Origin of the sequence: Luteolibacter luteus (genome assembly GCF_012913485.1) — a bacterium.
Taxonomy (GTDB): domain Bacteria; phylum Verrucomicrobiota; class Verrucomicrobiia; order Verrucomicrobiales; family Akkermansiaceae; genus Haloferula; species Haloferula lutea.
Genome location: NZ_CP051774.1, coordinates 5,918,733 through 5,931,508, shown reverse-complemented (window position 1 = coordinate 5,931,508; position 12,776 = coordinate 5,918,733). Strand labels below are relative to the sequence as shown.

Annotated in this window: 12 protein-coding genes; 4 read left to right on the top strand and 8 right to left on the bottom strand. The window is 58.8% G+C overall.

Annotated features, from left to right (window positions below; all coding sequences use genetic code 11):
• Positions 1 to 98: 98 nt before the first annotated feature.
• Both HHL09_RS24425 and uvrA read right to left on the bottom strand, forming a co-directional pair.
• Positions 99 to 464, bottom strand: a complete 366-nt coding sequence (locus HHL09_RS24425; protein WP_169457277.1) for a hypothetical protein — start codon at positions 462 to 464, stop codon at positions 99 to 101.
• A 13-nt stretch (positions 465 to 477) separates the two neighbouring features.
• Positions 478 to 3,348, bottom strand: coding sequence for an excinuclease ABC subunit UvrA (gene uvrA / locus HHL09_RS24420; protein ID WP_240963698.1), 2,871 nt, complete (start codon positions 3,346 to 3,348; stop codon positions 478 to 480).
• A 289-nt stretch (positions 3,349 to 3,637) separates the two neighbouring features.
• Between uvrA and HHL09_RS24415 the strand changes: the two genes are divergently transcribed.
• From HHL09_RS24415 to HHL09_RS26450, 3 genes are all read left to right on the top strand, one after another.
• Positions 3,638 to 4,774, top strand: coding sequence for a HupE/UreJ family protein (locus tag HHL09_RS24415; RefSeq protein ID WP_169457276.1), 1,137 nt, complete (start codon positions 3,638 to 3,640; stop codon positions 4,772 to 4,774).
• A gap of 92 nt (positions 4,775 to 4,866) precedes the next feature.
• The gene (locus tag HHL09_RS24410) at positions 4,867 to 5,433 is read left to right on the top strand and encodes a hypothetical protein (protein WP_169457275.1); all 567 of its coding nucleotides are present in this window, start codon (positions 4,867 to 4,869) and stop codon (positions 5,431 to 5,433) included.
• Positions 5,421 to 6,563: a hypothetical protein gene (locus HHL09_RS26450; RefSeq protein WP_205760931.1), complete on the top strand. Its 1,143-nt coding sequence runs from the start codon at positions 5,421 to 5,423 to the stop codon at positions 6,561 to 6,563. The genes HHL09_RS24410 and HHL09_RS26450 overlap by 13 nt, the downstream gene beginning before the upstream one ends.
• A gap of 457 nt (positions 6,564 to 7,020) precedes the next feature.
• Here the strand turns inward: HHL09_RS26450 and HHL09_RS24400 are convergent, their stop codons facing one another.
• The 5 genes from HHL09_RS24400 to HHL09_RS24380 form a co-directional block, all read right to left on the bottom strand.
• Positions 7,021 to 7,536 carry a hypothetical protein gene (locus HHL09_RS24400; RefSeq protein ID WP_169457274.1) on the bottom strand — a complete coding sequence of 172 codons (516 nt, stop codon included), beginning with the start codon at positions 7,534 to 7,536 and terminating at the stop codon, positions 7,021 to 7,023.
• A 216-nt stretch (positions 7,537 to 7,752) separates the two neighbouring features.
• Entirely contained in the window at positions 7,753 to 7,995 is a 243-nt protein-coding gene (locus tag HHL09_RS24395) for a hypothetical protein (RefSeq protein ID WP_169457273.1), read from the bottom strand.
• A 4-nt stretch (positions 7,996 to 7,999) separates the two neighbouring features.
• Complete coding sequence (locus tag HHL09_RS24390; protein ID WP_169457272.1) at positions 8,000 to 8,386, bottom strand: nuclear transport factor 2 family protein; 387 nt, start codon at positions 8,384 to 8,386, stop codon at positions 8,000 to 8,002.
• Between the two features lie 710 nt (positions 8,387 to 9,096).
• Positions 9,097 to 9,912: a sterol desaturase family protein gene (locus HHL09_RS24385; protein WP_169457271.1), complete on the bottom strand. Its 816-nt coding sequence runs from the start codon at positions 9,910 to 9,912 to the stop codon at positions 9,097 to 9,099.
• Positions 9,913 to 9,978: 66 nt separating this feature from the next.
• Positions 9,979 to 10,458 (bottom strand): hypothetical protein, encoded by a 480-nt coding sequence (locus HHL09_RS24380; protein ID WP_169457270.1) that lies wholly within the window; start codon positions 10,456 to 10,458, stop codon positions 9,979 to 9,981.
• 202 nt (positions 10,459 to 10,660) lie between these two features.
• Between HHL09_RS24380 and HHL09_RS24375 the strand changes: the two genes are divergently transcribed.
• Positions 10,661 to 11,821: a redoxin domain-containing protein gene (locus HHL09_RS24375; RefSeq protein WP_169457269.1), complete on the top strand. Its 1,161-nt coding sequence runs from the start codon at positions 10,661 to 10,663 to the stop codon at positions 11,819 to 11,821.
• A gap of 57 nt (positions 11,822 to 11,878) precedes the next feature.
• Here HHL09_RS24375 and HHL09_RS24370 read toward each other — a convergent pair whose 3' ends face one another.
• On the bottom strand, positions 11,879 to 12,766 hold the full coding sequence (locus HHL09_RS24370) for an alpha/beta hydrolase (protein ID WP_169457268.1): 888 nt from the start codon (positions 12,764 to 12,766) through the stop codon (positions 11,879 to 11,881).
• Positions 12,767 to 12,776 lie beyond the last annotated feature (10 nt).

Genomic DNA, 12,776 nt, shown 5'->3' with positions numbered 1-12,776 from the left:
GTAGCGTCACCAGCCTAGTGTCTTGTCTGAGAAATGGCTAGCGATTCGATGGCAGACCAAAGATTCCCGAGCCTCGCAGCCCGCTCCCATGTCGCTGCTCAATCACTGAAAATATACCGGATCTTATCTTTGAGAGGCAGGACCGGCAGCTCCAGCAGGGCGACTTGAAACCCGAATACGAGCAATAGCAGGACGAAAATTCCATCGACCACCAGCAGGACCACCAGACCCCTGCCACTCTTCCAAAGCATCGCCAGCAAGCTCAGAAAAATAAGGAGACAAAAGCAGAGCCACCCCGTCGAGAACGCCAGATACTGAATGGGTCTCGTCAAAAGACCCAGCACTACCAAGTCATCCCGGATGAGGTGCCACCTCCTCTCTGCCGCAAAGGAGACCCACAGCATTCCCGCGAATAGGAACAAGTGAAGCACCCCAATGATGACAGCGGATCGGGTGATATTCACGGGTTTGCGAAGCCTATATTTCGCCGGACGACCCGAGCCTCCGCGCCAACGCTCTTCCGGTCGGAGAATCCGCGATTTTCGCGATCTGGGCGGGTGATCCCTCGGCTACCACCCTGCCCCCTTCGCGTCCCCCACCCGGTCCCAGGTCGACCACCCAGTCTGCCGCGGAAATGACATCCAGATGGTGCTCCACCACCAGCACGCTATGCCCGGCCTCCCGCAGGCCGCGGAAAGCTCCCAGCAAACGCTCCACATCCCCGAAATGCAGGCCGGTCGTCGGCTCGTCGAAGAAATACAGGGTGTGCGGCGCCGCCGGTTTGGAAAGCTCCACCGCCAGCTTCAGCCGCTGCGCCTCGCCGCCGGAGAGCGTATTCGCCGCCTGTCCCAGCTTCACGTACCCGAGCCCCAGCTCCCCCAGCACCTCCAAGGTCCGCTTTAGCTTCGGCACCGCCGCGAAGGCCGCGAGCGCCTCACCCGCCGTGAGATCCAGCGCATCCGCGATGCTCATGCCCTTGAATCTCACCTCTAGCGTCTCCCGGTTGAAGCGCTTCCCGCCGCAGGCCCGGCACGTGATCCATGCGTCGGGCAGGAAATGCATCTCGATCTTCAAACGTCCCGCCCCCTCACAATTCTCACAGCGCCCTCCGTGCGTGTTGAAAGAAAATCGCCCCGCGCCATAGCCACGCTGGCGGGATAGCGGAAGTTTCGAAAACAGATCGCGGATGCCATCGAACATCCCGGTAAAGGTCGCCGGATTCGACCGCGGGCTACGGCCGATTGGCGATTGGTCCACCGCCACCACCTTACCCAGCGCTTCCATGCCCTCGATCGCCCGATGCTTCCCCGGCGGATCCCCGCTGCCATTGAAATGACGCTTCAGCGCCCGCAGCAGCACGTCATCCGCCAGCGTCGATTTCCCGCTGCCGCTCGGTCCCGTCACACAGACGATCCCGCCCAGCGGAATCCGCACATCCACATCCTGCAGGTTGTGCTCGCTGGCCCCGCGGATCATCAGCGCATCGCCGAGCAAGGGAAACCCCGCGCCCACCGCCACCGGCGGGATCGGCGCTTCCAGCCAACCCCGCGTCGGCGAGTCCTTCGGAAATGCATCCGGCGTCGCGCTGCCCAGCAAGACCCCGCCTTCCTTTCCCGCCCCGGGCCCGAGCTCGATCATCCAATCCGCTGCCCGGATCATCTCCTCATCATGCTCAACCACCACGATCGTATTGCCGCGATCCCGCAGCCGCTTCAGCGCCGCGATCAGCCGGCCGGTGTCCTCCGCATGCAGGCCGATGCTCGGTTCATCCAGTACATAGAGCACGCCTGTCAGCCCGCTGCCGAACTGCGTCGCCAGCCGGATCCGCTGCGCCTCGCCACCGGAAAGCGTGGCGCTCGAGCGATCCAGCCCGAGATACCCTAGGCCGACCTCTCTCAAGAAACCGAGCCTTTCTCCCACCGCTCCGGCCAGTTGCCCGCAGACCTCGGCGCGATCCTCCGGCAGCCTCAACTGCGCCAGCCAGCCATCCGCCTCCTCCACCGGCAGCGAGCAGAAATCCTGGATCCCCAGCCAAAGCCCTCCGCCGCCCTCGATCCGCACTGCCAGGATCTCCGGTCGCAGCCGCTGACCATGGCAGGCACTGCAGGGACGCTCCGCCATCACCCGCGCCACGCGACGCCGCACGGCCTCGCTGCGCGCTTCCTTCAGCTTCCGCTCCGCCTCCACACACAGGCCCTCATAGCGCTTGATCTGCTTCTTCTTCTCCGCGCCGATCCGCCAGCCGGTGTCGAAATTGCCACCATGGAAAAGCAATTGCCGCCCCTCCTCCGGCAACTCGGAAAAAGTCCCGTCCTCCGGCTTCCCGAACATCTTCAAAATCGCCACCGCTTCCCGCGCGAAGGCCTTGCCACGCTGCGCGCCGATCTTCCACCAGCCCTTCACGCCGCCCTTCGCCAGCGGCAAGCCGGCATCCCCGAGCAGCAACTCCGAATCACAGAAAACCTCCGTGCCCAAGCCCTCACAGGCCGGACAGGCCCCGAGGTGCGAGTTGAACGAAAAGTGCCGCGGCGTCAGCTCGCCGATCATGAAGCCGGTCTTGGGATTCCGGTAGCTCGTCTGGAAGGAAATCTCCCGCCACTCCTTTTCCTCCGCCCCCTGCACCAGCGCCCGCGCCTCGCTCCCGCAGATCCGCAGCGCCGTCTCCACCGAGTCCGCCAAGCGCGCCTCGCCCCCGGCCCGCACCACCAGACGATCCACCACCACCTCCACGGAGGTCGCACGTTCCGGCCACGCCTTCAGCGCCTCCTCCAGTTCCAAAATCTCACCTTCCACCCGCACCCGGACGAAGCCCTGGCGGCGCAAGTCCCCGATCAGCCGCTCCGGCTCCCGCACCTCCTCCTGCGGCACCGGAGCCAGCAGCACCACCCGCGTCCCCTCGGCCATCGCGGAAATGGAGCTCACGATATCGCTCGCGCCCATCCGCTCCAGCTTCTCGCCGCTCTCCGGATCATGCGGTACCCCCGCCGCCGCCCACAGCACCCGCAGGTGTTCATGGATCTCCGTCACCGTCGCCACCGTCGAGCGCGGGTTCAGTCCTCCGCTCCGCTGCTCGATCGCGATTGCCGGACTCAGTCCCTCGATCGAATCCACATCCGGCTTCTCCAGTTGGTCGAGGAACTGCCGTGCATACGCCGAAAGCGATTCCACAAAGCGCCGCTGCCCCTCCGCGAAGAGCGTATGAAAAGCCAGCGATGACTTCCCGCTCCCGCTCGGCCCGGTAATCACCACCAATTTCCCACGCGGGATGTCCACATCGACACCCCGTAAATTGTGCTGCCTCGCCCCACGGATCCGGATGCTGTCCACGCCGCAGAGGTTCAAATGCACAGTGCGATTTTCCAAGTTCCAAAAGCAACGAATCCGAACCCTCCAACAGGGAGGGCGACGCGACCGCAGCACTACGGCCACCTAACGTCTCCGGGACTCGAACCCACACCCGCTTCATCGACCCCTTCCCCGCAATCCTCACCTCCCTCCCGCATCCCCCTAATCACCTCTTCCACTGATCACTGATCACTCGGCACTCTGCCTTTCCTCCCCTCCCCCCTCCGATTGATGATTAGAATCTACTCATTAGGGATTTTGCCTCAAAGCAGCTACCACTCCCCAGCCACCCATGCCCCGCATCTTTCTCCTGCTGCTCCTGGCTTTTTTCCCCACCCTTCTCCACGCCCACCAGATCGCGGAGATCACCATGTCCCTCGATCTGAAGGGCGAAAAAATCGAAGGCGTCGTCCAGGCCGACGCCGCCTACATGCTCGAGGAGTTCCGCGGCGATGAAGACGAGGAGGCCAAGGACCTCGCCTGGCTCCGCGGACAAGGCCCCGATGGCTGGGCAAAGATCGAGGCGGAAGCCATCACCTACTGGCGCGATTGCTTCACGCTCCTCGCCGATGGCACGCCCATCCCCTGGACCATGGAAATCCCCGCCTTCCACGAAACCGCTCCCGCTTTCCTCAGCGAGGGCGAACCCGAGGAACTCCCCATGCTCGATGTCGCCGTGCATGCCCAGCTTCCTCCCGGGGCCAAGCACCTCGATATCCGCTGGAAGGAACCCTTTGGCGTTGTCCTCGTCGTCCTCACCGGCACCGGCCCCGATGCCGGAACCAAGCCGATCATGAGCGGCGAGCAAATGACCATCGCCGAACGCAGCGCCACCGAAGAAGATCTCAAGCCCAAGCCCCTCTCCATCCCGGATTGGATCAAGGTCGGCTTCCAACACATCCTGCCGGATGGCCTTGATCACATTCTCTTCGTCCTCGGCCTCTTCCTCCTCGTCCCCAAGTGGAAGCCTCTCCTTGGCCAGACCCTCGCCTTCACCGTCGCCCACTCCATCTCCCTCGCCGCCGCCACCCTTGGCTGGGTAAATCTCCCCGCTCAACCGGTCGAAATCCTCATCGCCGCCAGCATCGCCTGGGTCGGCATCGAAAACCTCTGCGTCAAGGAACTCGGCAAGGGTCGTCTTCTCCTCGTCGGCCTCTTCGGCTTCATCCACGGCCTCAGCTTCGCCAGCGCCCTCGCCGGCATCCTGCCAAAGGACCAACCCGAGAAACTCCCCGGCGCCCTTTTAGGCTTCAACATCGGCGTCGAACTCGGCCAAGTCGCCCTCCTCGCCATCGCCTTCGCCTGCTTCGCCTGGCTCGGGGATCGCTTTGTTTGGGTGAAGCGGATTGGGTCGGTGCTTGTGGGACTTGCAGGCTTAACACTCCTGATCGAGCGAGCTAGTGGCATCGATTTTATACCCTTCTTCTAATTCCTTGGGGCACTTGATTGACGTGACATTAGGTATAATATAACTAACCCAAGGATACCCAAAGAAAACCCCACAGGCCCCCATCCTCCTAAATGACTCTCATTTCCCCCTCCTCGGATTCAGTCGGCCTTGCACTATCATCACTTAAGTCCGGGAGAAAAGGAATATCCCCGGCATATGGAGCAGCCCTTTCAGAGGCAGCGTCGGTGTGCATCGCGAACTTCAACCACTCAAATCCCGCGTCGATGCACGTACAGGATAACGCAAATATTATTCTTGCCGACATCATTTGGGAGGAACCATCGGAGCAAATAGTTCGAACATGGGCTGACCTAGAAGTTGCAACCGAGCAGGGGGCCTATTGTCTGGCCGCCTTACTGGTGGAGAAATACGGGCTTGAAGTAATGCAAAGGTCCCGAAAAGGGACAGGCTTCGACTTTTGGCTTGGCCCGCCCGATCAGGAACTGTTGCTCTTCCAGAATCTTGTAAGACTCGAAGTTTCTGGGATACTTTGCGGAGACGATTCGAGTATTGCCCAGCGGTCTCGAATCAAGGTAGAGCAGACCAAGCGATCTGACGACACCAAGATCCCTGCCGTCATTGCCGTAATCGAGTTTAGCAATCCAGCAGCTAGAATCATTGAACGATGCAAGCTGTGAATGATCTCCACTTGCAGGCAATGGACCTGCTAGATGAAGCTTCGATTTTTCGCCTAGCGGGTGACAAAGACCAGAGCCACGAGCTTACAGTCAAGGCATTCAAGCTCGAATCACAGGCAGCATGGCTTTTGCTTGATAGTCGTGATCTTGAACCTACCAGATCAGTGCTCTTTAGAAGTGCTGCATCCATCGCTTTGGAAATCAAGCTCCCAAGAGAGGCCGAACGATTGATTTCAGCCGCTTTATCTGGAGATCCGCCAGATGAAATCGCTAACGAACTCCGAGATTTATTGGAGGACGTTTACTTCAATCGGCATCTCGACCTCAGAGGAATTGTGCTGGCTCCTGGAGAGCTCCAGATGGTTATTGATGGCGACGCCGTTGGGTTCGGAATGGCCCGAAGCGACACCTTCATCCAGAGGCTGAAAGATTTCGAGAAATTGATCATTAGGACGGCTGAGCGTCGATTAGGGAGGGAATTCCGGGAGCGAGGCCGCCCATCAAAAAGCTACACCAACAATTTTGAGATATATTTATCAACGCCACGGGCTGCTAGCTTCGCCGTCACATTGAGAGTCGGTCAATCTGATCAATTAGAACTGCCAGGCCTCGATTTCACAGCCGACGTCGTACATGAAGTTTTAGATTCTCTCGAAGCCTTCTCTGTTGGCGATATGGATTCATTGGAATCAGCAATTCCAGATGAGGCTTACAGAACCAATTTCATTGCTCTCGCACAACGACTTTCCCCAGATGGGGATCAGGTCAAAACAGTGGGATTTACAGCAGTACGAGAGAAAACCGAACGCCGGGTGGCCCTAACGCGACCAGAACGTCGAATACGACAGCGGGCCGTTAACGAGGCAATCGCAATTTCTGAACATACCTCTCAAGACCCTATCGAACTCACAGTAGTAGGATCACTTTTGGAAGCAGACGCTACCAGACCTGATGCCGGCCTGATAGAAATTGTAGATGACAACGAGGATCGATGCAGAATCCAAGTACCTCGCGGAATGATGAGCGACATAGTCAAACCCATGTTTGAAGAACGAGTCATCGCACTGGTGAGACGTTCCGGAGGTGAGATGCATCTGCTATCGATTGAACTCGCTCAAGATGAGGCATAAGGCCGAACGATCTTCAGATCTAACCGACGGTAGCACGGTCTCTAATTTCAAAGAGTATTCTCAGGTTAGCGAGAGCCTGAGCATCACCAATCATCATTCAAAAATCGATCAAGCTCATCCTCAACATTCCCCGATTTCAGTTGGATGGTTCGTAGGAGATCCAATGTTTCGGGATGCCGCGGCAGTCGCCAAATTAGATCTCCATCACGATCGACGATTTCTATCCGTGGCTCTGAATGCCAATACACCGCATCACCATCCGGACAAACTTGATAATTTGCCTCGTAAGCCCTAAACCTCATATCTCCCTTTCGCGCCGTATATACAACGCTTACCTGATCATCGCTCGCATCTATGATCCGAGAAACGTCCTTTTCACGAGACCAGGTCAACTTCCCCTCTCTAGTCAATCTGAGGAGCTTGTCGATCGCCTTTGATGCCTTGTCGTTTAGACTCATTAGATTGGTGTGATTCTCCGTTCCTTCAAATGATGCGATATTTCCTCTCCCAATGCTCGCAAATGACGTAACAATTTGCTCGTGTAATCCAAAGAAAGCCTACCAGCGGCATCCTCCAAACCCCATTTTACCTCTCCATCTACGTCTTTAGCCATCTTAGCAACTTCATCGGGACCATTCTTGAGCTTCTTCAGAGTAACCCTGCATGGCTCGAGAATCTCAGCTACCAATCCCGATGAAAAGCTCTTTGCAGCCAAGGCATCATTGAGCTGAGTACAAACCTCATCCAATCCAGTTTTATAGTCGTCAACTCGCCCCCAGAAAACAAATCGCGCCGACAGCCTGCGAATTGTCCAAGCGGCATACAGAGTAACGAAAAACCCGAGAAGGGATAACAGATCAGCAAAAGGCGAAAGATACTTCCCGAGTTTCTCCCAGTCGGAAAACTTCAAAGGATGAAAGCTCACGCGAAGCAGAGGCACATCGAAACCATCGCAAATCAAGCCATATTTCATTAACACTTGGAAGACTTCATTGTCCGCAATTCATGTAAATCACTCGTATATCTAAATGGGGATTGCCAGCTTAAATCTAGCCATCCCCCCTCAATACATCAAATTCGCATAAGGATCCGTCGTCCCCAGCGCCGTCCCTCCCGTGGTCCCCGTGATCGCCGCGCCGGTCGTTGCCATGGTCACCATCGGGGCGACGTGATTGCCCGCGACGATGGACTAGCCATTGAAGCGCGAGACATTCCGGATCACCACATTTGGCGAGCTGGTGAGGCGCACGCCGAAATCGTTGAACTGAAGGGTATTTCCGTCGATGCGGTTATTGAAGCCGGAGCTGAAGATCCTGGAGCCAGTGCCATCCCCCTTGTCCGAGCACAAGTTGCCCCTGACCTCGCACATCGAGCTCACCATGTTCCGCGAGCCGAAACCCGACTCGCTGAAGCAAAGGTCGACTACCTGCACGCCATCAACCTTTCGGAGCCAACTCCCCCACTTCCATCCCGCGGATCAATCCGTGCTCGATGACAAACCGGTGCCCCACCCGTTCATCGGCAATCACCGCTCCAGCCAGATCCCGGACCACCTGATGCACCTCCACCAGGATTGTCCCATCCTTCTCCGGATAGAACGCCAGCGGCTGCACCGTCGGATCGATCTCGCGCCACTGCTCCGTCCAATACGCACCGACCTCAGCGGGTCCATGGACAAAGCCTCCTTTGAACGCCCGCGGCCAGGTCACATCCGGCGTCATTAGCAACAGCGCCGCTTCAATGTCCCGCGCATTGAACGCCGCATAAGCAGCACGAAGCAATTCAGCTTCAGCACAAGAAGGATCCAGAGGTTCGTTCAGCATGGGGAAAAATTCTGTTAGATCGAACGACCTGCCGCGCATCGGAGCTCGTGCGGCATCGTTCACCCAAGGGTACTAAGACCGCGCCCTGCCATTGCAAGGGCGAATCAAGACTGCGCCCTCCGCGGTGCTCTCCTTTGCATCATCTCCAGCAGCAAGCGCTATAACGCGGACGGGCTTCTTTCAGAAGCCCCGCAAGAATCATCCCCAAAAACCACACCAAAAAATCACCTCCACCGTCCGTTCAACCGATCCGCTACGAAAACGCCCCACCCGCCACAGACCGACATTACCTCCAAAGCCACACACCTGCGCCCACAGAAACAAACCTCAATCACCTCCGTGTATTCCGCGTATTCCGTGGTTCCTTTCCTGTCTTTCAAATTTCGCGTCCCTTTCGCGCCCTTTTGCGGTAGAACAAAAACCCCACCTCATCTCCGCATCTCCCTCCGCGACCTCTCCGCCTCCGCGGTTCGATCTCTCCCCCCAACACCTAAGGAAGACCTCCGCTGACAGTAGAAACACCTTCGGAATTCGCCTATCCCTTCCTCCTTGGAAAAGCCCTCAAGCACCCAAGGCCACCCGATGAGATCAAAAACTTCTTCACCCCATCCATCGCTTCCCGAACCCACCTCTCCGCCTGTTAATTTTCCTCTTTCAAACAGGCATAACAGGCACCCGTCACCACCCCAAAAAACTGCCCGCTTCGACGCTCAATGTTGGACCTTCGAGGTCCGATGTTCTCCCGCGTCCCTCCCCCGCGTCGTCACCTCCCGGAACCGCTTCTCGTAATCCGCATGGTTCGTCTTCATCACCCGGTCCCAGACGTTGAAGTAGAGCCCGTAGTTGCCGCGCAGCTTCTCGTGGTGCATCGCATGGTTGGTCGGCGTGTTCAGGATCTTTCCCAGCCACGAATCCATCATCCACTTCGGATAAATCTCGAATCCGGTATGCCCGATCACGTTGAAGGTGATCTGCCACACCATGAAGATCGCGAAGGCTCCCGGATGCATTGGCATGATGAACAACACCAGCGGGAAGATCGCCGCCTGGATCACCGCCTCCGCGGGATCAAACGAGTAAGCCGCCCATGGACTTGGATTGTGCGACAGGTGATGCGTGCGATGGAAGAAGCGGAACAGCTTCTTGTGATGCATCAGCCGGTGCGTCCAATAGAACCAGGTATCGTGGATCACGATCGCGCACAGGATGCTCAGCCAGAACCACCACATCGGATACTTCCCCATCCGCGTGTACATCTGCGTCCACCCCTGCTTCGCCGCGATCACCGTGACCACGCCCACCACCGCGAAGATCAGCACCGAGATCCCCGAGAAAAACATCTCCCGCCGGATCTCCGAACCCGGAGGCAACTTCTGCACCACCTTCCGGTGCTTCCAGCGCCGGTAGAAAAGCACGTAAGCCAGCAACCAGGCGATCCCCGCAAACAGGCCGTAGCGGGTCGCCAGGAAAAACGCCGTGTTCCCCACCGACTTCAGGAAATTCAGAATGGGCTCGAGGTCAGACATCGAAACGGACCATACGCCAGCATCGCTGACACACTTACAAACGGAAGACGAGCGATCTCCAACTCCTCAATCGCTCCGCAAGCGCTGGCTGCGGATCTCCCCCCGCTGGCAATAGGAGCAGCCGCATGGCTCTTTCCCGTGAGCTTCCGGGAAATAGCGCCAGCCCGTCACCTGGTCGGGCGTGTAGGTCCGCATGATGGCGCTCGCCGGAATGCTGGTGGAAAAGATCACCTCCAGTCCGGCCCCCGTCTGATGATCCATAAAAATGCGCACCGCCTCGGCGGCCGTCGTCTCCAGATGCTCCTCATTGTAGCGCCCCACCGAGACCGGAGTGTCATCCCCCACGCGGAACTGCACTGCCGAGAAGGTTCGCACCCCGCGCCGCTTCAGTTCCCGCAGCCACTGGTGGGAGCGATAGAAATCCTGCAGCACCGGCGTCGCAAAGACTGCCTTTTTCCCCTCATCACGGAGCTTCGACGCAATGATCCCGTTCTTCCGGATCATCGCTAGATCCTTGTCATCGGCCAAATGAATGAACTGCGCCATTCCACCAACCGATCATCCAGCCCCGATGAGGCAAGCGCGATCACAGCCCTTCTTCTCTCTTATTTCTTATCTCGCCGCTCTTATCTCCCATTTCCTGTCCCCGAAACCGTGTCACCCAAGGAATTTCCCTCCTTCCTTGCCCTCACAGCAAAATCCCGCTCCGATCCACGGTATTGGGATTCCACTTCCGTCCGCCAAATCCATGAAAAGCCTCCTTCTGACCTTCGCCTTTGCCGCCACGGCAGGAACCGCCCTCGCCGCCGATCCTCCGACCCCGCCCGTGATGGCCATCGGCTCGCAAGTCCCTGATTTCTCGCTGCCGGCGATCGATGGGAAGACCTACACGCTCTCCTCTTTCAAGGACGCGAAGGTTCTCTGCCTGATTTTCACCTGCAATCACTGTCCGGACGCGATCGCTGCCGCCGGCCGCATGGAAGAGATCCACCAGGCCTACAAAGACAAGGGCGTGGCCGTGGTCTCGATCAATAGCAGCAGCCCCCTCGGCCTAACCCCGGACGAACTGGGCTACGGCGCCCATGGCGACACCTTCGAGGAGATGCCCCTCTTCGCCAAGGACAACAACTGGACGATGCCCTACCTCTACGACGGCGAAACCCAGACCCTCAGCGCGGCCTGCGGTGCGCAATCGACCCCGCACGTCTTCATCTTCGGCCAAGACCGCAAACTGGCCTATACCGGCCGCCTCGACGATGCCGGCCGCAAGTCCGGCCCGGTCGAGAAGAGCTACATCAAGAACGCGCTCGACTCGATCCTCGCCGGTGAGCCGGTGAAGGAGCCCGTCACCCGTTCCTTCGGCTGCTCCACCAAATGGAAGTGGAAGGAATCCTGGCGGAAGAAGGACCAGGAGAACTGGGAAGCCAAGGAAGTCACCCTCGAGAAGCTCGACGCCGACCTCGCGAAGAAGCTGCGCGAGAATGCTTCCGGCAACGTGCGTCTGATCAATTTCTGGTCCACCACCTGCGGTCCGTGCATCGCCGAGTTCCCGGATCTGGTCGATGCCTACCGCCGCTTCCAGAACCGCTCCTTCGACTTCATCAGCATCAGCCTCGATCCCGTCGAAGACCAGGCCAAGGCCCAGAAGTTCCTGGCCAAGCAACACGCCGCCCTCTCCGACAAGACCAAGCCCTCCATGGAGAAGGAAGGCCGCAAGTCGAACAACTACATCTTCTCCGGCGACAACGCCGACAAGCTCGCCGAGGCGATCGACAAGGAGTGGACCGGCGCCCAGCCGCACACCGTCCTTATCTCGCCCAAGGGAGAAATCCTCTGGCGCCACAGCGCCCAACTCGATCCGGTGGAACTCCGCCGCCAGATCGTGAAGGCCCTCGAAGGCATGCCCTGAGCATCCTCGCCGGATCATCAATCATTAGAAGGGGCGCGAAATGCGCCCCTTCCTCTTTTACCGGGCGGCGTTCTTTTCCAAAAAACGGATCGCCTCGTCACGGGTCTCCTCCGGCAAGCCCCACATCACATCGCCATGGCCGGCATCGCTCACCACGATCCTCTTCCCCTGCCCTGGCGCGCACGCTTCCAGCAGACGCGTCGAGTGCTCCAAGGGAATCGTGCCATCCCGCTCGCCATGGATCATCAGCAGCTTCGCGCGGGTCTTCTTCACTGAATCGATCGGCCGGATCGATTTCGGATCGAACCCCGCATCACTCCGCACGCTGGCCCGCACGACCGGCACCAGCGGGGTAAGCGCACCACGGTAGTGGCGTCGTGCCTGATGGTAGAGCACGCCACCAAGATCCGACATCGGCGCAAGCAGCACCGCCGCCTTGACCTCCGGCAACTGCGGCATCGTTTGCAAGGCAACCGCCGAGCCCATCGAGTAAGCCCAGATCACCTCCGGCTCGCGTTTTCCATGGCTCAACGCGCGGCTGCTGCGAATCACCCGCAGGGCATCATCCACTTCACGGGTGCCATAAGTCGCGCGCCGCCCCTCGCTCTTGCCATGCCCGCGGCTATCCCACGCGACGCAACGGAACCCGGCAGTGGAAAGCTCTTTCGCCACCGGCAGCATCTGCTCCTTCGAATTCCCGAATCCATGCAGCAGATACGCCGTCCCGCGCCGCTTCGTACCCGGCGCAGGATCGAGCTGGTAACCGGTGAGCTTGATGCCATCGGAAGCCACCACCTCGAAACGCTGCGGCTTCAGCTTGGTCTCCCTTTCCCAATGCTCTCCATCCGCCGCACGGCGCGGCACGGTCAGCAGATCTGCCGCGCGCTGGGTGATGCAGGAACTGCAGGAAAGCATGAGCACCGCGGCACCAAAGCTCCATTTCATGATGGAACAT

Excerpts from the sequence above, each read along its gene's own strand:
- HHL09_RS24415 (WP_169457276.1), top strand. The coding sequence starts at position 3,638 with ATGCCCCGCATCTTTCTCCTGCTGCTCCTGGCTTTTTTCCCCACCCTT.
- HHL09_RS24410 (WP_169457275.1), top strand. The coding sequence starts at position 4,867 with ATGACTCTCATTTCCCCCTCCTCGGATTCAGTCGGCCTTGCACTATCA.
- HHL09_RS26450 (WP_205760931.1), top strand. The coding sequence starts at position 5,421 with ATGCAAGCTGTGAATGATCTCCACTTGCAGGCAATGGACCTGCTAGAT.
- HHL09_RS24400 (WP_169457274.1), bottom strand. The coding sequence starts at position 7,536 with ATGAAATATGGCTTGATTTGCGATGGTTTCGATGTGCCTCTGCTTCGC.
- HHL09_RS24390 (WP_169457272.1), bottom strand. The coding sequence starts at position 8,386 with ATGCTGAACGAACCTCTGGATCCTTCTTGTGCTGAAGCTGAATTGCTT.
- HHL09_RS24385 (WP_169457271.1), bottom strand. The coding sequence starts at position 9,912 with ATGTCTGACCTCGAGCCCATTCTGAATTTCCTGAAGTCGGTGGGGAAC.
- HHL09_RS24380 (WP_169457270.1), bottom strand. The coding sequence starts at position 10,458 with ATGGCGCAGTTCATTCATTTGGCCGATGACAAGGATCTAGCGATGATC.
- HHL09_RS24375 (WP_169457269.1), top strand. The coding sequence starts at position 10,661 with ATGAAAAGCCTCCTTCTGACCTTCGCCTTTGCCGCCACGGCAGGAACC.
- HHL09_RS24370 (WP_169457268.1), bottom strand. The coding sequence starts at position 12,766 with ATGAAATGGAGCTTTGGTGCCGCGGTGCTCATGCTTTCCTGCAGTTCC.